This is a genomic window from Methanobacterium bryantii, assembly GCF_002287175.1.
Lineage (GTDB): Archaea > Methanobacteriota > Methanobacteria > Methanobacteriales > Methanobacteriaceae > Methanobacterium_D > Methanobacterium_D bryantii.
This window is the reverse complement of sequence record NZ_LMVM01000012.1, coordinates 375,423-393,473: the sequence shown is the minus strand read 5'-3', so window position 1 is coordinate 393,473 and position 18,051 is coordinate 375,423. Positions and strand designations below refer to the sequence as shown.

Below are 18,051 nucleotides of genomic sequence, written 5' to 3'. Positions count from 1 at the left end.
CCTCTTATTAAATAAGATCAAAAGAATATACCTATTTTGTTTAAGATTTTTATTAAATAAGAGATTATATTATCATTTTTCTTTAAAATGTTGTATAATTTATAATTTCAAATAATCTCTTTTGAATGGATCTTGTTTAAATTACCATAATATTTTAAATAGTGTATAAAAATATTATATTTATGAAAGGCAAAGTCATCGGAGATATCCTTGTTTTAAAAAATGAACCGGATAATTTAGAGAAACTACTAGATTTACCAGAAGTGAAACGTATAGTTAAATTAGGGCGCATAAATGGTCCTAAAAGAGAACCAGAAGTTGAAATACTCGTCGGTGATAATACAGAAACCATTCATCGAGAAAACCACTGTTTTTTCAAGTTAGATGTTGCCAGAATAATGTGGTCTAAAGGAAATACAGGAGAGCGAAGAAGAATGGCAAAACTGGTTAAAGATGGTGAAACCATTGTGGATATGTTCGCTGGAATTGGATACTTTTCAATACCAATGTCTGTGCATTCTAATCCATCTAAAATTTATTCATTAGAAATAAATCCAGTGTCATACGGCTATTTAAAAGAAAACATCATGCTTAATAAAGTTGAAGACGTAATAGAGCCAATATTAGGCGACTGCAGAGAATTTGCCCCTAAAAATTTTGCAGATAGGGTTTTAATGGGTTACATTGGAAATACACACGAATACCTGGATAAGGCAGTGGACATTGTGAAGCCGGGGGGCATTATCCACTATCACGAATCAGTGCCAGATAAGTTGAAATTTGAAAGGCCTCCCCAAAGAATAATTGACGCTGCATGTGGGCGTGATGTGGAAATATTAAATAAGAGAATCATAAAAAAATATTCTCCAGGTGTTTACCACGTTGTAATAGATGCGCTAATTGAATAAGTGAATTAATTTTAAGTGATGAAATGGACACTGATCAGGAAATATCTAATTTAATTGAATACAACACTGCAAAGTTTTTTCTTAATTTAGGGCGTTTAAACTGTGATGAAGTATGTGATACCTCTGAAATTAAATATATATTCACAAGAAACTGGTTCAACCGTATTTTCATGATAAATTTCAATGAATCAAATGTATCTACAAGTATTGAGCAGATAGTCTCAAGGATTAAAAAGTTAGACATATCTGCTTCATGGTACATCACACCCCAATCACGCCCTGCAAACCTGCAAAACCTCCTGAAAGATCACAGTTTTGCTCATAAAGATGATTGGAGCGCCATGGCAATTGATCTTGAAAATATCCCTGAAAGTTTTAACTTTCCAGAAGGTATGGAGATAAAAGAAGTTCTTAATCTAGGTGAACTCAAAACATGGACAGATATCCTGGTAAAAAGCTTTGAATTCCCTGAGATAGTTCAGTCTTATAAAAAATATTTCATTAATGCTAGACTTAAAAGCCATAATTCTCATTATTATCTCGGATTTCTAAATGGAAATCCCATAGCTACAGGAGTACTCTTTAAAGGTGATGGAGCTGCAGGTTTATTTTATATTGGAACAGTTCCAGAGGCTAGAAGACAAGGTATAGCCAAAGCTATGGTTTATTATCTCCTAAGCACTGCAAAAAAGAAAGGATGCTCTATTTCTGTTTTACAGGCAAGCAAAATGGGATATCCTGTTTATAAAAAGATTGGTTTTAAGAAATATTACACTACAAAAATTTACAGGAGATAAAATTCCATTTAACCGCTGAATAATCAAGTTTCAAAAGATTAAAAATTTAAGAATTTATCTCATAATTATATTAAATATAAAAAACAAAGTATAAATTAAGATAAATGCTCTTAATCTCTTAAAAGAGCTGTGTTGTGATAATATGGACTTATATGAAACTATACGGAATAGAAGAAGTATAAGGAAGTATAAAGACAGAGAAATTGATGACGATCTTATACATGAAATAATTGAAGCAGGCATATGGGCCCCGTCTGCCGGAAATCTACAAAGTTGGGAAGTTGTAGTAGTAAAAGACCCTGAAATAAAATCCCAACTTGCAGTTGCATGTTACATACGGGAGTTCATTGCGGAAGCTCCTGTTGTGCTGGTAATATGCGCCCATAAACGAAAATCAAGCGCTGCATATGGTGAAAGAGGACAGGAACTTTACTGCATACAGGATGCAGCGTGTGCAGCTCAAAATATGCTCCTTATGATTCATGATCTTGGATTAGGGGCCTGCTGGAATGGGTCCTTCAATGAAGAGTCAGTTTCAGCTTTATTAGGAATTCCAAATGGTGTGCGGCCAGTAACGATAATTACTGTGGGTTATCCTGATGAAAAACCTATTCCCCCACCTAGGGAAGATATTGAAGACTTCATTCACCGTGAAACATATTAATTCTATTAATCATAGAATCATGATATTTTCAAATCTACTTTTTAGTTACAAATAACACTCAATTAAACATTGGATAAATATGGATATCAAAATCATTGGAATAGATCTATCAGGGAAACCCGAAAATCCAACAGGAATCTGCTTTTTAGATGTTCATAATCTTCATTTTAGCACTCTTTTTGAAAATAAAGATATTTTAAGTTATATATTCCTGAAAAAACCATCTTTAATTGTAATTGATGCTCCGCTATCACTTCCAAAGGGCAGATGCTGCCTGAGTAAAGACTGCAGCTGCAGTAAAAAGGGAGGACATTTTAGGGAAGCAGAAGTGCAAATGCGCAAATATGGGAGAACATTGCCCCTTACATTCCGAGGAATGAGAATGCTTACAGAAAGAGGCATTCAAATAGCAGAGAGACTTAAAGAGGAATATATTGTCTTAGAATCCCATCCACGGACTATTCAAAAAATTTTAGGTTTTTCCAATTTATATGAGGACCTAACAAACTATTTTGAATTACCAGAAAATATCAGTGAACATGAACTGGACGCTGCACTGCTTGTTATAGCCGGCGTCTTTTACATGCACGGTGAATTTATGGAGTTTGGTGACGTGGATGAAGGCACCATAATCCTCCCAAAAAACCGCAATATAAATGATATTTTAAATTTTAAAACGCATCTATAATTTAATATAATATTAAAATACACCATTCAATTTATTTACAATATTGAAGTTAAAATAAATCTAATTTAGACCTATTAATCCATTTAGTGATTATTTCAGATTATTTTATTTATGCTTTTTTTCATAAAAAGTAATATTATTTATCACATGATGATCATAATAAGTACATGAGACCTCCTATGACAAAAAGGGAATCTGTGCTCAAGGCTACGTATGAAATATTGAGATATAACAAATATTCAGGTGTTGCAACTTTTATATTCAGAACAAAATTAATGGAGCGCCTGCATGAATATAATAATGACATAATTCGTGACCTTGAGGAAATATTAATCAGATATGAGTTGATATTAAAAGACAAAAAGACCCAGCTTTTAATACCTACAAAAAAGCTGTTATATGCCCCTGAATTTCAATTATTGCACTTTAGTAAAAAGACTGCAGTTCCAATAAGTTATAAAATTAGACAATCCCAATTCCTGAGAATATAAAATGAATTAAGCAATACTACGGCATATGGCTGAGCTGTTTAAGTAGCATATTCATCCAACCAACAATCCAATTAAAATGATTAAAGGAGTGATATAATGGCCGGAATGAGCCCTGAAGCCGTTTATAATTATTTAGGTGGCGTACAATATCCAGCTAAAAAGCCAGAATTAATTAAACATGCCAAAATTAACGGTGCTGGCGCAGATGTAATCAATGCTTTAGAAACTCTTCCTGATGAAGAGTATAAATCTCAAGATGAACTTATCAGGATAGGATCACAGCTTAAACATAAAGAATGGTCAGAAATTAGGCATGAACACGGCAGATAATAGACTATAAATTCTTTTAGTACATTAAAATAATTCTCTTATTCTTTTTAATGAATTTTATGTATAAATTTAGGTACTGTTCTCAATTAGCCTATCTGGAATCTTTTCCATAAGTTCATCGACTGTTTCAGCACCATTAAAAGCAGCTATAACAGATTCAACAGGTTTGCTGTATATTCCAGGATAATCTATCTCACCTTCTTTTGAAACTGGAAATGCAAGTTTTTCACTATCAACTGAAAACTGGGCGTTCACATCTTCCCTGTTTCCTCTAGCATCCAGTCTGTACCATTTATTATCTAAAAATACTGCATTAAGCCCATGGAGTATGTATCCTCCCTCATGAGTAAGTCTTTGATAGCAAAAGCCTGTTGGAACTCCCAAAAATCTCAGCATTGCAGCAAGCAAGTTGGATTTTGCAAAACAGATCCCCTGAGCATTATTTAAAACTTCAGATGCCTTGAAAGCCGCTTTCTGGCCATTGATGTCCAGTGAATGATGTATTTCATCCCTTACAAATTCATAAATATCTTTGATAGTTTCAAACTGATTTTTAGAATCTAAAGATAATTCTAATGCCTTTTCCTTGATTCGAGAATTATTGTAATCCATGATTTCCGAATCTATCAAATAATCTGTTATATCATCTATCTGATTAAGCTGCAAATTTTCCACTCCAACCTTTTTATGTTTTTTGTATTTTTATCTGCTTATTAAAATACAAATTAGTTTCATCTAGCTAAAAGAAAATAAAAAAAAGTTGTCAGATTTCAATCTCTTACCGCAGTTCCCTTAAAAAAATTATAAAAGAACACACCATCATGCTCTGTTGTTTTATATAAGTCTTCTATCCCCTTTTTCCATGATTCAGCATCCATCATACCTGAAGAAATTGCCTGTTCTTTAACTCCTTCCACCATCGCAATAATAGTCCTTTTATTGAACCCTTCCACCAAATCAGGTTTACTTGCATCTACATATACTATTTTAGGTGAAACCTGAACATTTTCAAACCCTGAATTTTTTAACAGGGGATAAATTTCCCTTCCAATCATAGGGTTACAGTCCAGTCCAGTTTGACACTCTATCAAGCACTTCCAAGCTTTAACCGATTCTTCTGTTTCAGGATAGAAATAGCATGACCCATGATCTCCTTCAATTACGGTGATTGAACCCCCTTTCTTAAGAACTCGTCTTAAACTTTCCAGTGCAGCTATTGGATCCTTTAGATGCTCAAGCACGAAACAGACAAATATATGATCAAAAGTTTCATCCTCAAATGGTAAATTTAGAAGGTCTGCCCTTTGAAATTCAACATTAGAGAAGCCATTTTGTTTTATTAACTCTTTTGCCTGCATTATTGAGTCTTCAGATATATCAATTGAAGTGATTTTAGCTTCAGGGCTGCTTTTTACAAGCCTTATTGTTTGAGCCCCCACCCCACAGCCTGCTTCTAAAACCTTGCTTCCTGCAGGGTATGTAGTACCACTATGCAGAAGATCAGCGAGCGTATTTGCCTGATCAAGTAGCCTGTTAGATTCCTCTTCAGAATATCCGTGAACATAATCTTTACTCATAATAATCATCCCATCAAACTAATTTATATTTCCATTTTGATCTTTACATTTCATTTAACAATTTTAACGAGGCAACAAGATGCTAAGATCATAATATATCCAAGTAAACGCTTTGAATAAGTTTTATACAGGATAGTTCTATTTAAAACTTTACAGCACATATATGTACATTTAATAAAAAGGTAAAAATACCCATGATTAAAAGTTTATTTAAAAAAATATGACTTAAATCTATTCAATATACTTATATTCAAATTCATACCCTTCTTCTGCTAAAATAGCGTATTGATATTCATCCCACCAGATAGGCTACCCATCTGAAGTATATTTAAAAATAACACTCTTTAAGCTGTATCCCTCGCGCCTCATAGACAAACGTTCTAATAGTTTCCATGAACGTATGTTTTCTGGACTACATTTAGCCGATACCCTGTGTATATCTAACTGATCAAAACCAAATTGTAGAATACATTTACATGCTTCTGTAGCATAACCATTTCCATAATATAAAGGGTTAAACACATATCCCAACTCCCAGTTCCGAAATTCAACAGGTTTCACCTTGTTAAAATATACATGCCCTATCATTTTTTTGGGATTTTTTTAACTCAACTGCCCAAAAGACATTCCCCCTGCGCGAATTTTCGTGCTTTAATCTGGCAAGCTTTATCTGATGAATCCCAATTTGGTTCAAATTTTAGTACTTCTTCTTGAGAAACATATTCTGCAGATCAAGCCAATCATCATACTGGAAATTCCTTATTAAGAGTCTTTCAGTTTCTAGTTTCTTCATAAGTATCTGCTTCTCCCCTTCAACCAGTGAAAATATTTTATATAATTAAATTAGTAATCCAAATAGTATTTCAAGTTCAGTAATTATTTTAAAATGTTATTTAAATCTTCAACCGAACATAACAGATTTTTTTCAAGTATTTCCGATAGATTATCCTCTTTAAGATACTGAAGCGAATTATTAATCGCATGAAGACTGGAAAATATCAGTAATGTAGGCAAACTAACCCTTGCCACTCCTAATTTCTGTAAATCACGGATTGTGAAATTATTAATGTTATATAGCTGGCCCGCTGCAATACTAACTGGACCTTTAACTTCTTTTGTAATCTGTTTAACCTCATCCAGTGTTGCAGCATATGTCACAAATGCAAGATCAGCACCGGCTTCAAGATATTGGTTAGCACGATCTATTGCAAGTTCCAACCCATCATACCGATCATCAGTTGATTTTAAAGCGTCTGTCCTCCCATTTATTACAAAATCGTGATATCCCTCTATTTCTGCCGTTTCTCTGGCCACCATAATTTTTTGGGCCATTAAATCAGCGTCTATTATAGACAGTTTACTTTTTCCATCAGGAATTTGATCTTCAATGTTAATGCCGGCAGCACCCGTTTCTATAAACATTGCAACTGTGTCAATTACCTCTTCAGGCCCGCCGAACCCATCTTCAGCATCAGCCATAACTGGAACATTCACGGATTCCACAATTCTACGTGTTAATTCTATGTTTTCATCAAGATTAACATCGATTTCCCGCTTATAACCTGCAGAAATTGAAAAACTGTATCCTGAGCATTGAACAGCTTTAAATCCTGCATTTTCAATTAGTTTAGCGCTTATTGGATCATATGCATCAGGTACCACCAGCGTTTCACCTGAATTTAAAAGTCCTTTGAGTTTTTTGCTTTTCATGAAATCCCTTCTAAACATCCACTATGTTATTTAGGTTAATATATTATTGGAATTTTAAAATTTTAAGAGCTGAAATAACCTCCGCGTAATTCTTATCCAATAATATCATATTTAATCCAGACCATATCATCATTCAATTTATCAATATGCGCTAGTTTAAGCTTGATAGGATTATTTAAAGGATTTAAATCCTTTGAAATAAATATTGAATCTTTATTTACGTCTCCAACAAGTTCCAGATGAATAAGCACGTGAATCTCATTTGCCAATCCTTCATTAAGGAGAACAGCATTTAAAATACCTCCACTGTCAACTCGAATGGAATTTATCTTATATTCCAAATTTAATTTTTCCATTGCTTCCTTCAAATCCACATGTTTTACACCCGCAACTATATAATCAATATTTCTTTCTTTTAAGAAATCCAAATATTCTTCAGGTGTTGATTTAGAGCATGAGCTACGCAAATTTAAAAAAAGAAATTTAAGGCATATATTTTGCCTAATTTAGAAAGGCAATGAAACATATGTACCTTTGTATGTTGCTGTTGCAGTATTCCAATTTTTAATAACTCCAAATGAGTTTCTTGAACTGGTTGCGTCTGCATTATACCATTTACCGTTCACGTATACCTGAGCATAAACATGCCCATACCAATTCCCGCTTGAAAATTTAGCTTTAACGTGTTTATACCTCGCTTGAACTCCTGATGCCCTTAAAAGAGCTATTAAAAGGTGTGCCGTATCCACACAGTTACCTGAACCCTTAGAAAGGGTACCTACAGCCCCATATCTTGTACTTGAATAATAAGAATAATCAATGTTATTCCTTACCCAGTTGTAAATTGCCACTGCTTTAGCATATACTGTAGTTTTGCTTTTTGTTAGTTTTGTAGCCATAGCTTTAATTTTTGAGTTGGTCACCTGACAGTTTGCTGTAGATTTAAGATATGTGGAATAAGTTGTAAAACTAGTAGATCCCTTGTATACATATTTATTACCAGATAAATCTGTTAAACTTCCAGAATGTATGATTAAGGTATATTCAGTTCCAGTAGCCAAGTTACTTTTGGGGTTTATTGTTAATACATTCTTGTAGATAGATTTAGTAAATGATACAGACTTTCCATTACTATTCTTTAATTCAATCCATCCACTACCCATCTTAATGGATTCACCAAATTTAACTTTAATTGTTTTGCTGACTGATATACTTGTTGCCTTGTTTGCAGGATCCACACTTTTAACAGTGGGTGCAGTACCATCAGTCGTGAATGTACTTGTGTATGCAGATACATTGTTACCTGATAAGTCCGTTACACTGCCATTATAAATCAGTAAAGTGTACTTAGTTCCATTAGTTAAGTTAGCAGTTGGTTTTATCATTAAAACGTTGCCATTGATTGATTTAGTTACTGAGACTGTTTTTCCACTGGTATCTCTAAGTTTGATACAGTAAGTTCCTGCATTTATGGATTCACTGAATGTGACTTTAATCACTTTATTAACTGCTACACCTATTGATTTATTTGTGGGGTCTACGCTTTTTACAGTGGGAGAATTTAAATCATTAGTTAAATTGGAACTTGTTGTATTTACTGTTGTATTATCAGCAGATACACAACTTAAACTAAGCGATATTACGCTAAAAACGATAGCTACCGCTAAAAGTAATTTTCTCTTAATTATACCGCCTCCGAATCCAAAAACTACACCTACTCTATTTAATAATTTAAATAGATACTTTATTAAATTTTAGAAATTATTTTAAGTTTTTGGATTTTATAATGTTCACTTTTAATGCTTATATAAATTTTTTGGTTTAAAATTTTAAAATAAACTCTATTAAATCTTATTTTTTCATTTAAAACTCTATTAGCACCTATCAAAAAAACAGAATAAGATTTACAGATATTTGTTAGTATTTTAAAGAAAAAAGCTCTAATTAAATCTATTTTAAAAAAATAAACCCTAATAATTAATTTAAATTTTAATTGTATAATCTTCAAATAAAATTTGCCACAATATTTGCCTTAATTTATAAAAAAAGAGATTACATGGCCATTTAAATTAAAATATCGTATGTGATGAAGCATTGTAAATTTTTAACCCACGTATACAAAAGTTCCTACCCAATTTTTAATTAATAGTTCAAAAACCCAATATTTTGAAAATAGCTTTTATTATCCACAAATCATAACTACATGATGTTTCTTTGAAATTGCATTTTATATTCCGTCCAAAATCCTGTTGAAACACTATGCAAACACCACTTCAATAACATGATCATAAACATTATGCTTTTAAATAAATAAAGTACCCAATTCAACAAATAATGGATTTTCTATTTAATAATTCAAAAAATAATTGTAGTATTGACCAAAGCAGAGGCATTAAATTTATATTCCAAAAAGTATTTATACCAAATCAGAAATATAATTTTTTTTACAGTCCCTTGGGGTAGTGGTAATCCTGTGAGGCTCTGGACCTTTCGACGGCGGTTCGACTCCGCCAGGGACTACTCTTTTTTAATGGTTTAATTTACTTAATTTTAAAAAAAAGAAAAATAAAAGTTTTTTTATAGTTCAGCTACAACAAGCATTTCATAGTCTTCTGTAGTTAACACGTCTTCTCTACTGTAATTTCCAATTTTAGATCCCAATATATCAATTTTACTGAAATTCAGTGATTTAAGGAGCCATGTAATTTCAGAAGGTACATAATAGCGTTCATTGCAATTTAAAACCATAGGATTTCCATCGTCATCTTCCACTTCAAATGTAGATATATCACGGAAAGTCATGAGGTCAAATGAATTCCCTTCACTCATGCCTTCCACCGCGTTGGAATTTATGAAATCTTTAACTGAATGAAATAGAGGATAAAGACCATTTAGGGTTGTAAATATCAATTTTCCATTCTCTTTTAATGCATTAGCAGCGTTCTTTAAAATTTCAAAGTTCATCTCATCGGTTTCCATTAAAGAAAATGCCCCTTCACAAAGCATAATTACCAGATCAAACTCCTCTTTAAAATTCAGTTTTCTGGCATCTGCTAAGCGAAGATTCAAGTTTACAGCAGCTTTCTGGGCTTTTTCTCTTGCTTTGGCCAACATAGATTCTGAAAGATCGATTCCTGTGACATTGTAACCCCTTTTTGCAAGCTCTATATCATGCCTGCCGGTTCCACACCCAATATCAAGGATTTTACAGTTTTTATCATAATTTATCTCTTTTTCGATGAAATCCACTTCTCCAAGGGTTCCCTGGGTGTAAATCTCCTTTTCATATTTATCAGCATAGTTTGTAAATAGTTCTTCGTACCATTGTTTCATTTTAATCATTCCTAAGTTAATATTAATATAATCTAAAAATAATCACGTTTAATACTTTCTAAAATCAAATAAAGATTATTTAATTAGCAAGTAGAGTTTCAGTGAGGTTGCCTCGATCCAGATCATCCATACTGCAATGAATATCCTCGGGGTGATTCCATGTGTCAGTGCCGATAAGAGAGATATCTTTATTTAATTCAAACAGCTGCATCATATTAATCTTTTTATCATCTAATTCTTTGATTTTAAAAATATACATTATTGACATTACTAGAATGTCTTAACTTCAATGCCTTCAAAAATAAAAAAGAGAAAAAATAAATCATTAAATGATTTGTTTTTCCTTATCTTCCGTATCTTTAATTGTACTCCCATTTTGTCCTATTTTTAAACCAATTACTGATAAAACTAAAGCAGCAATAAGTATAGCAAATATAGCGAGCAGATCTGTTCCTACATCACCCAGACCAAAGCCTTTAATTACAATACCCTGCATAGCATCCAGACCGTAGGTTAATGGAAGACAATATGACATCAGCTGGATATAATAGTCGAATCTAGCAACTGCTATGAATAAACCTCCAAATAAAACCTGCAGAATAATAATTAAACCAAATAAACCAAGAGCTTGTTTTTCAGTTCGTGTAACTGCAGCTGCAAGAATACCTAAAGAAACTCCTGCCAGAGCAATCAACAGCATTACAAGTACAGTGCTGCCCATATCCCCAACAATGGTGATGCCCATAACATAAATAACGTAAGCTAACACCATTAAAGCCGTAATAAACGCAAATATGCTGAGCCCCACTATATAAGCTGCAACAGCCTTAACTGGAGATAAAAATATTTTATTAGATTTACTACTATTTTTATCCCTCAATACTGCAAATAATCCGATGATTGTTGAAATCAACAGAGTAACAAGAGCCATTATGTGGTATATGAAAAGATTGGTAAAGCTCAAACCTTCCCCATAGAAACTTTCATTGCTAATTTTTAAGGGCATTACTGTATTACCACTTTCTGCAGCCACTGCCATTGTAGAATTAAGGAAAGCACGGTTAACAAGTGCACTTTTTACCTGATCAGTGCCTTCAACCTGCAGCAGCACTTCAGGAATCTTTTTCATAGCCAGATCCCTGGTGAAATTTTCAGGGAAAACTATAGCTGCGTCAATAGACTTATCTTTAAAATCACTGCTTATCTCATTTTGATTAATGGAAGTCACATTAACATTATCCTGCCCTTCAAGCTCTTCAATTATATTTGAGGCAATATTTACATTTGCCATGCCCTGATCATGATTTACAACTCCAATATTTACAGTATCTGCAGTACCCGCTATCGTTACCATATATCCCAGTACCATCATGATAATAATCGGCCCAAATACTGCCATTCCAATTGGAACTTTCCTTTTAAATCCGTTTTTAATGACGTTAGCAAGCATAGTGCCAAAGCCTTCATTTTCCATCATAGCTCCCCCATATCTTTTGAGATGTAAAGAATCTAGTTCAGTATTTTCAAATCCCGGAATTTTCAACTCAATAGATTACCTAAAATAAATAAAACAAAATAAATTTATATACTTATTGTCACTAAGATAGTATAAAGTGAAACAACATTAGAGGGATGTGACATAAATTGACTGTAAATAAAAATACAATAAAAGCCCTGAAAAATTTAGGGCTTTCCGATTATGAAACAAAGGCATATATAGCCAATATATCTCTTATCAGTGCTACAGCTACTGAAATTAGTCTTGAATCAAATGTACCACGTTCCAAAATATATGAAGTTCTCAAAAGCCTTGCAAAAAAAGGTTTTGTCGAAATAGAGAAAGGTAAACCATTAAAGTTCAATGTTGTACCCCCCCACGAAATTTTTGAAAAGTCAAGGAGAGAAATTAAAGAACGGCTCGATGGTGCAGAGACTGAACTGAATTTTATCTATGAAAACCAGATTCCCAAGGTTCCAGCACCTATATGGCTGGTAAATGGTCCTGAAAAAAATGTAAACAAAGAACTTGAAATTATTTCACGCGCTAAAAACTCGCTTTTCATTTTAGGGGGTTTTATGTTTCAAAATGAAATTCCTGAACTTAAAGAAAGATTAAATAAAGTCATTAAAAGAGGAGTAACTACAAAAATTGTATTAGCTCCTTCATGCACTATTGATGATGATAAAATTGATATAGTAAAAGAAATAGGTGAACTGGACTGTGAAATGAAAATATTTCAGGTGCCTCACATTAAAATAGTAATTAGAGATGAAAAAGAGATGGTTATAACCTTCTGTAAGAGGATAGAAAATAATCTAATATCCCAAACAGCAATAGGAATATGGAATCAACATAATGAGTTTGTTGAAACCATAAGTGGAGTTTACAACTTCATATGGACAGCTGAACCATTTAGCAACCCAACAGCTCTTAAAAAACACGATTAAAATTATGAACTTATACAATGAGGAGTAGTATGAGCTTAAATCCTTTTAGTGCATTCTTAAAGACAGTTAAATACGTTTTAACAAGAAAAATACATTTTCCAAAGAACTGTCTTCATAAAACAATTACCATGGAAGATAAGCAGCAGTTTAAAGTTTTCAGGCATGCTGTAATGAGCACAAAATTAAATGGACAAAATGCTGCTATTTTCAAAGTTAGATTCCATTTATCAGGCATGTCCCCTGAGAAAAATAAACCATTTTCAGTTATACCCATGCTTTTTATACTTGGACTTCCAGGATTTAGAGCTAAATTATGGACACTTAATGAAAAAAATGGAGATTTTCAGGGCATTTACCAGTGGGATAGCTTGAAAGATGCCCAAAATTACGCAAATTCCTTTGCTCTGAACTTCATGACATCCCGATCTGTTCCAGGCTCTGTTTCTTATCAAATTATCCCAAATACATCACTGAAAGAATATATCGAATCATTAAGGCTTTCTTAAATATTTATTCATCAATTCTTTCTATTTTAAAAGTCACCGGCCGTATAGCATCAGTGCAGCAAGCGATCATAGTTTTATCATCTTTCATCCATCCTTGAAATATATCCTTCGAAAAGTTACCTCCGGAGAGCAAAACTGTCACAAATTTATGGATATCATTCCATGCCCAATCACAAAACCCCTCTGGTTTTTCAAATCTAGTAATGAATTCCTGCCCTTCTGAAAATGCAGGGCATGATGTAACTTCGCTTTGACAATATTCTTTTGCCAGGTCTTCATAAAGATTTTTCTTTATTAACTTAATGTAAATGTTAAGGTTTTATGTTTTAAAAATCAAATATATGATTGTGGTGTAAATGACAGGTATAAAAAATAAAACTCTTGAAATAAAAGACATTTATGTTGTAAATAGCTGGTTAAGAGGCTTATCTCCAAACAGCGAAAGGGCATATTTGTATGCATTAGCTGACTTTTGTACTTTAAACAAATTAAATCCCGAAGAAATGCTAAAAATCGCATATAATGATATAACTGAAAGAACACCACCTTGGGAATGTCAAATCACCAAATGGTTCGATAAATACGAAGAATACAGTATTAAAGCAAATAGAAGCCCGGGAACATTTAAAACTAGGCGTACTAATATTAAAAATTTTTTTCATTCACATGATATACCTACACCACGTTCAAAAAGAAAACGGATACGTGGAGAAAATCCAAATGATCGAAAAGGATTAAGTAAAAGTGATATTCGAACCTTGCTTGGAGTTGCAAAAAGCTGGAAAGTAAAAGCCCTTATCTTATTTGAGGCTTCAAGTGGTATATCTGGAGATGATATTCTCAGATTTACAGTTGACGACTTTAATAAAGGTCTTACAAAAGTTTACGATAAAAATACAAGAAAAGAAAGGACAATATGTAGATTTACTTTAAAAAGAGGAAAAACAACCAAGGAATTTACAACTTTTATAAGCGAAGAAACCGTAAAGGCAATTCAAAATTATTTAAAATTGGAAAGAGTTGATCCTACACCTTCTGATCCATTATTTACGACACGTAAAAAAACTAAAAGGTCATTAAGAGTACAAGGTTTAATGGGAATATATAGACGTTTAAACAAATTTGCTGGCTGGGAAACTGAAAATGGGAGATATAACAAAGCAACAAGCCATATGCTTCGTAAATTTTTCAATACTCAAATGATTAATGCTGGAATGCCTGAAGAAATTAGAGAACACCTAATGGGGCATGCCATTGATAATAAAATACGTGATGCTTACTTTTTATCGAATCCTGATGAGTTACAAAGAGTTTATGTTCAATACATGGATAAAGTAGCAATAGGACCTACTAAACCACCAATCAACATGACCGAGTTTACAGAAATTAAAACAGGTTACGAACTATCACGATCAGAAAATTTAAAGCTTAAAAAGGAAATTAAAGAACTAAATAGTAACATAGATAAAAAAGTTGAAAAATCTATTGAAGAACATATGAGTGCATATAATGATATTTTAGATCTTATATTAGACCCTACTACTAAAAAAAGTCCAGAATTTGAGAAAACGTTTGGTAAAAAACTCGAATTTCTTAAAAAACATAAAAATGCGATCTTAAAATCATGAATAAAAAACAACTAAACATGATTCGAGTATAACCCATTTAACAAAATTAAATATCCTTAAATTTTTCTATAATATTTTCTATAATAGAATTAAAAAAAATAAGCTGATTCTATAATTTTTTCTATAATAAAATAAAATTTAACAGGTTGAAATTTGCAGGGGAAAGAAAAGAAGCCACGATTGAACTTCCCGCATAATTTCCAGATAGTACCTATGTCAAGTAGGTTAGATACACGTCCTGACTGTAATAGACTCCTCTCACTAAATTTCCACTAAGTATTTAGCTCATTCAAGCATGGTGAGATATAGTACGAGGTGCGGGAAGATGCGGGAGATTCGCTACTACAGTAAGGGGAATACTGAAAAAGTTATAGAAGATTCTAAGCTTTCTAATGGCGTTTACTCCTCATACTTTCCTATAAGCTATATGGTATAAATTAAAAAATATTCAATTTTAAAAATTCCAAGATGTTAGAGAGACTTAGACGTTGAAAGAAAGGGTAACTCATCGTGAATGACCGGAGGATTATATTTAATTAGTTAAATGGTAATATAAGTATATATTATACGGTATTTTTTGAAACTAAATATTATAGAAAATACGAAAATTGATTTAAGCCATTATTTTGTTAAAATATCGTATGTGTCTATAATAGATGTTAAATACCGGTTGCTTGTAGTTTCCCGCACATCAGCCAGATACCAGCATACTCACTATTTTGCGGGAAACTTACACATAGCTTTATTGGAGTTGTATTATAGGTATGGCTAATTAAATTAGAATTAAAGCCATTTAAGCCAAATAATAAAAAAACATTGAAATAGTCATAATAGAAACATCGCATATATGCTCTTTTTTATAATAGAAAACGTCTAAAAAATTATATTATTAAAAAGTACATTGTATTTCCTGGCTAAAAGTTATTTAGACTTCTATGTTATCTGCTTTCAAAAGATTTTTTAGATTATATGTTTTATACCATACAGTGTATAGAAAAGGCATGAGGAGAAAGTCATTTTAAGCTCTTTATTAGCCCCATAAATAGCTCCATATACCTTACTCTGTAATAGAAGGTCTCCCGCATGTTCCCTCAAGCGGTACTATATATCAGCGTTCCCCGTTAACCGAGATAATTAGTGGAAATTTAGTGAGAGGAGTACGGAGTAGGCAAAGTGCTTCAATATCCTAATTGAGATACCTACGTAGTGTTGGTTAAGAGGGAAACTCAATTATAGCTTCATTTTAAAAAATTAAGCCAACATGTTGTTTTTGAAATATTCTATTATAATTTTTATAATTAAATATATAAATTACATAATAAAATCGAGAGATACTATAATAAATTATATAATAAACTTTTCAAGAGATTTTTTTTTTCAATGTTGGAAATTTTATTTCATAAATCTATATTTTTATATTTTCTAGTATTATAGAAATAAGTTATAAAGATGTGAATTTCTATAACTTACCCATAATAGGTTAAAAAGTACTAAGAGTTCCTATTCTTCGTTTCAGACGCAGTAGGAGAGCATCAATACGATATAAACGGAATTTTGACCGCTATATCAGAAAAATTTCCGTTTGGATAAAATCGTTAAGTTAACAGGTGTTCATTTTATTATCTGTAGATGTAATTAAATTGACTAGATTTAGAAGTTACCCAATATAGTAACACTTAAGACCTTGAATCATACTAGCCTGACCACTACTAATTTTTTACATACTTAAATATATCTCAAACAGACCACAAATACCAAGTTTTACAGAATTTTACTAGATTAAATCGTATATTATATAATTTACTTCGTCATAGATACATATGACGAAGTTCAAAAAATATTTAAAAAATGTCTTTAAATATTTAAAAACTTTTATAAACTTTAAAACTAAAATAATTAGTTAGGTGAAACTATGTCAGAAACAACTAAAAGAGGCAGACCTAAAGTAAAAGATAAAATGGAACAAATTACAATTAAATTACCTCCCAAAATGTTAGAAGAATTAAAAAAAATGTCAGAAAGAAGTTATAATCCTATAAGCTTCCATATTCGCCAAGCAATTGCAGAATATTTGGATAAAAATAATGATTAATTAAAAATAAAAAATGATATGTAACTTATTTCCATTTGTTGCAGATTTAGAGATTAATTTATTTATTAATCCTTCTTTTAATTCTAACATTTTGGTTTTTCAGCCTTTTCTATATAATCAGCTTTCTGTCCAATAATATCAGATAACAATTTTAAATGATAATCTCTTGAAATTAATGTATAACACGAGGGGCAATCTTTGAGAATTATACTATCTCCTAACAATTTGCAATGACTAAGTGCACATGATTGAAGAGATCCATCGCTTATTTTAGATATTAGTTCCCTTAAATCTTCAAATGCTTCATTAATTCCAGATCCTGAAGCAATTGTTTGAAGAAAACTTAATTCATTACTCATAAAATCCTTTAAAGAGCAATTAACTTTATCAAAATTTGATTCACAATGTATTTCTATTTTAAATCTACCATTATCCTTTTTTGGTTTTTGTAATGGTAATTTACAATTTACACTACTTGGAAGAACACGCAAGCCTAATGAAAATTTTTTCTTTAAAAAACGGATATCATTTGATAAAATGGCTAACGTTCTCCTCCGGTTTTGGGGTGCGGGATAATCCATATTTTTTAATATTAAATTGTAACGTGAGCCCTTTCGATTTAAACATTTATTTTCATGGCTACACATTTTTCTAATTCTTCGATACACATCCGTCATGTTTTCTTCTTCTAGAATGATAGTATGCAAAGCACAACAATCAAATAGAACAGTTCTTATAAATTCACCTACGACATATTCAGAAATACATAATTCATTAGCATTATTCATCTTTTCAAAAGTTGCTTCCATTGCTTTTGAATCATTTCCAAATAATCTGTCAATGCAAATATTTGTATCTAAATAAAAGAATGAATTCAAT

At 32.0% G+C, this 18,051-nt stretch carries 21 protein-coding genes and 1 tRNA gene; 11 read left to right on the top strand and 11 right to left on the bottom strand.

What is annotated here, in order from left to right:
• Positions 1 to 182 precede the first annotated feature (182 nt).
• The 6 genes from ASJ80_RS07425 to ASJ80_RS07400 all read left to right on the top strand — a co-directional run bounded on the left by ASJ80_RS07425 (position 183) and on the right by ASJ80_RS07400 (position 3,878).
• Positions 183 to 908: a class I SAM-dependent methyltransferase gene (locus ASJ80_RS07425; RefSeq protein WP_069584218.1), complete on the top strand. Its 726-nt coding sequence runs from the start codon at positions 183 to 185 to the stop codon at positions 906 to 908.
• Between the two features lie 23 nt (positions 909 to 931).
• On the top strand, positions 932 to 1,705 hold the full coding sequence (locus tag ASJ80_RS07420) for a GNAT family N-acetyltransferase (protein WP_069584219.1): 774 nt from the start codon (positions 932 to 934) through the stop codon (positions 1,703 to 1,705).
• Positions 1,706 to 1,847: 142 nt separating this feature from the next.
• Positions 1,848 to 2,369 (top strand): nitroreductase family protein, encoded by a 522-nt coding sequence (locus ASJ80_RS07415; protein WP_069584220.1) that lies wholly within the window; start codon positions 1,848 to 1,850, stop codon positions 2,367 to 2,369.
• Between the two features lie 79 nt (positions 2,370 to 2,448).
• Entirely contained in the window at positions 2,449 to 3,057 is a 609-nt protein-coding gene (locus ASJ80_RS07410; RefSeq protein ID WP_245837524.1) for a DUF429 domain-containing protein, read from the top strand.
• A 179-nt stretch (positions 3,058 to 3,236) separates the two neighbouring features.
• A complete protein-coding gene (locus ASJ80_RS07405; RefSeq protein ID WP_069584221.1) occupies positions 3,237 to 3,548 on the top strand; it encodes a hypothetical protein in 312 nt (103 codons plus the stop codon).
• Between the two features lie 96 nt (positions 3,549 to 3,644).
• Positions 3,645 to 3,878 (top strand): DUF2795 domain-containing protein, encoded by a 234-nt coding sequence (locus ASJ80_RS07400; protein WP_218105066.1) that lies wholly within the window; start codon positions 3,645 to 3,647, stop codon positions 3,876 to 3,878.
• Between the two features lie 69 nt (positions 3,879 to 3,947).
• On the opposite strand, the gene ASJ80_RS07395 is transcribed toward ASJ80_RS07400, so the two are convergent.
• The 6 genes from ASJ80_RS07395 to ASJ80_RS07370 form a co-directional block, all read right to left on the bottom strand.
• Entirely contained in the window at positions 3,948 to 4,544 is a 597-nt protein-coding gene (locus ASJ80_RS07395) for a transglutaminase-like domain-containing protein (protein WP_083240993.1), read from the bottom strand.
• Between the two features lie 104 nt (positions 4,545 to 4,648).
• Positions 4,649 to 5,455: a methyltransferase domain-containing protein gene (locus tag ASJ80_RS07390; protein WP_069584222.1), complete on the bottom strand. Its 807-nt coding sequence runs from the start codon at positions 5,453 to 5,455 to the stop codon at positions 4,649 to 4,651.
• Between the two features lie 309 nt (positions 5,456 to 5,764).
• Complete coding sequence (locus tag ASJ80_RS17305; RefSeq protein WP_218105067.1) at positions 5,765 to 6,043, bottom strand: GNAT family N-acetyltransferase; 279 nt, start codon at positions 6,041 to 6,043, stop codon at positions 5,765 to 5,767.
• A gap of 288 nt (positions 6,044 to 6,331) precedes the next feature.
• On the bottom strand, positions 6,332 to 7,165 hold the full coding sequence (locus ASJ80_RS07380; RefSeq protein ID WP_069584223.1) for an isocitrate lyase/PEP mutase family protein: 834 nt from the start codon (positions 7,163 to 7,165) through the stop codon (positions 6,332 to 6,334).
• Between the two features lie 92 nt (positions 7,166 to 7,257).
• Complete coding sequence (locus ASJ80_RS07375) at positions 7,258 to 7,632, bottom strand: dihydrofolate reductase family protein (RefSeq protein WP_176720271.1); 375 nt, start codon at positions 7,630 to 7,632, stop codon at positions 7,258 to 7,260.
• A gap of 39 nt (positions 7,633 to 7,671) precedes the next feature.
• Positions 7,672 to 8,805 carry an Ig-like domain-containing protein gene (locus ASJ80_RS07370; RefSeq protein WP_255360703.1) on the bottom strand — a complete coding sequence of 378 codons (1,134 nt, stop codon included), beginning with the start codon at positions 8,803 to 8,805 and terminating at the stop codon, positions 7,672 to 7,674.
• An 808-nt stretch (positions 8,806 to 9,613) separates the two neighbouring features.
• Between ASJ80_RS07370 and ASJ80_RS07355 the strand changes: the two genes are divergently transcribed.
• Positions 9,614 to 9,685: transfer RNA gene (locus tag ASJ80_RS07355), tRNA-Gln, on the top strand.
• 57 nt (positions 9,686 to 9,742) lie between these two features.
• Here ASJ80_RS07355 and ASJ80_RS07350 read toward each other — a convergent pair.
• The 3 genes from ASJ80_RS07350 to ASJ80_RS07340 all read right to left on the bottom strand — a co-directional run bounded on the left by ASJ80_RS07350 (position 9,743) and on the right by ASJ80_RS07340 (position 11,975).
• The gene (locus ASJ80_RS07350) at positions 9,743 to 10,498 is read right to left on the bottom strand and encodes a class I SAM-dependent methyltransferase (RefSeq protein WP_069584366.1); all 756 of its coding nucleotides are present in this window, start codon (positions 10,496 to 10,498) and stop codon (positions 9,743 to 9,745) included.
• A gap of 79 nt (positions 10,499 to 10,577) precedes the next feature.
• Positions 10,578 to 10,757 (bottom strand): hypothetical protein, encoded by a 180-nt coding sequence (locus tag ASJ80_RS07345; RefSeq protein WP_069584228.1) that lies wholly within the window; start codon positions 10,755 to 10,757, stop codon positions 10,578 to 10,580.
• A 66-nt stretch (positions 10,758 to 10,823) separates the two neighbouring features.
• Entirely contained in the window at positions 10,824 to 11,975 is a 1,152-nt protein-coding gene (locus tag ASJ80_RS07340) for an ABC transporter permease (protein ID WP_245837523.1), read from the bottom strand.
• 167 nt (positions 11,976 to 12,142) lie between these two features.
• Here ASJ80_RS07340 and ASJ80_RS07335 point away from each other — a divergent pair, with 167 nt between their 5' ends.
• Together ASJ80_RS07335 and ASJ80_RS07330 are read left to right on the top strand one after the other, a co-directional pair.
• Positions 12,143 to 12,946 (top strand): TrmB family transcriptional regulator, encoded by an 804-nt coding sequence (locus ASJ80_RS07335; protein ID WP_069584229.1) that lies wholly within the window; start codon positions 12,143 to 12,145, stop codon positions 12,944 to 12,946.
• Between the two features lie 29 nt (positions 12,947 to 12,975).
• Positions 12,976 to 13,452: a YdhR family protein gene (locus tag ASJ80_RS07330; protein WP_069584230.1), complete on the top strand. Its 477-nt coding sequence runs from the start codon at positions 12,976 to 12,978 to the stop codon at positions 13,450 to 13,452.
• Between the two features lie 4 nt (positions 13,453 to 13,456).
• Here the strand turns inward: ASJ80_RS07330 and ASJ80_RS07325 are convergent, their stop codons facing one another.
• A complete protein-coding gene (locus ASJ80_RS07325; RefSeq protein WP_255360704.1) occupies positions 13,457 to 13,723 on the bottom strand; it encodes a TIGR04076 family protein in 267 nt (88 codons plus the stop codon).
• Between the two features lie 85 nt (positions 13,724 to 13,808).
• Here ASJ80_RS07325 and ASJ80_RS07320 point away from each other — a divergent pair, with 85 nt between their 5' ends.
• Both ASJ80_RS07320 and ASJ80_RS07315 read left to right on the top strand, forming a co-directional pair.
• The gene (locus ASJ80_RS07320) at positions 13,809 to 15,080 is read left to right on the top strand and encodes a tyrosine-type recombinase/integrase (protein WP_069584232.1); all 1,272 of its coding nucleotides are present in this window, start codon (positions 13,809 to 13,811) and stop codon (positions 15,078 to 15,080) included.
• A gap of 1,912 nt (positions 15,081 to 16,992) precedes the next feature.
• Complete coding sequence (locus ASJ80_RS07315) at positions 16,993 to 17,172, top strand: ribbon-helix-helix domain-containing protein (protein ID WP_069584233.1); 180 nt, start codon at positions 16,993 to 16,995, stop codon at positions 17,170 to 17,172.
• 83 nt (positions 17,173 to 17,255) lie between these two features.
• Here the strand turns inward: ASJ80_RS07315 and ASJ80_RS07310 are convergent, their stop codons facing one another.
• A complete protein-coding gene (locus ASJ80_RS07310) occupies positions 17,256 to 18,050 on the bottom strand; it encodes a type II toxin-antitoxin system VapC family toxin (protein ID WP_069584234.1) in 795 nt (264 codons plus the stop codon).
• Between the last annotated feature and the right edge of the window lies 1 nt (position 18,051).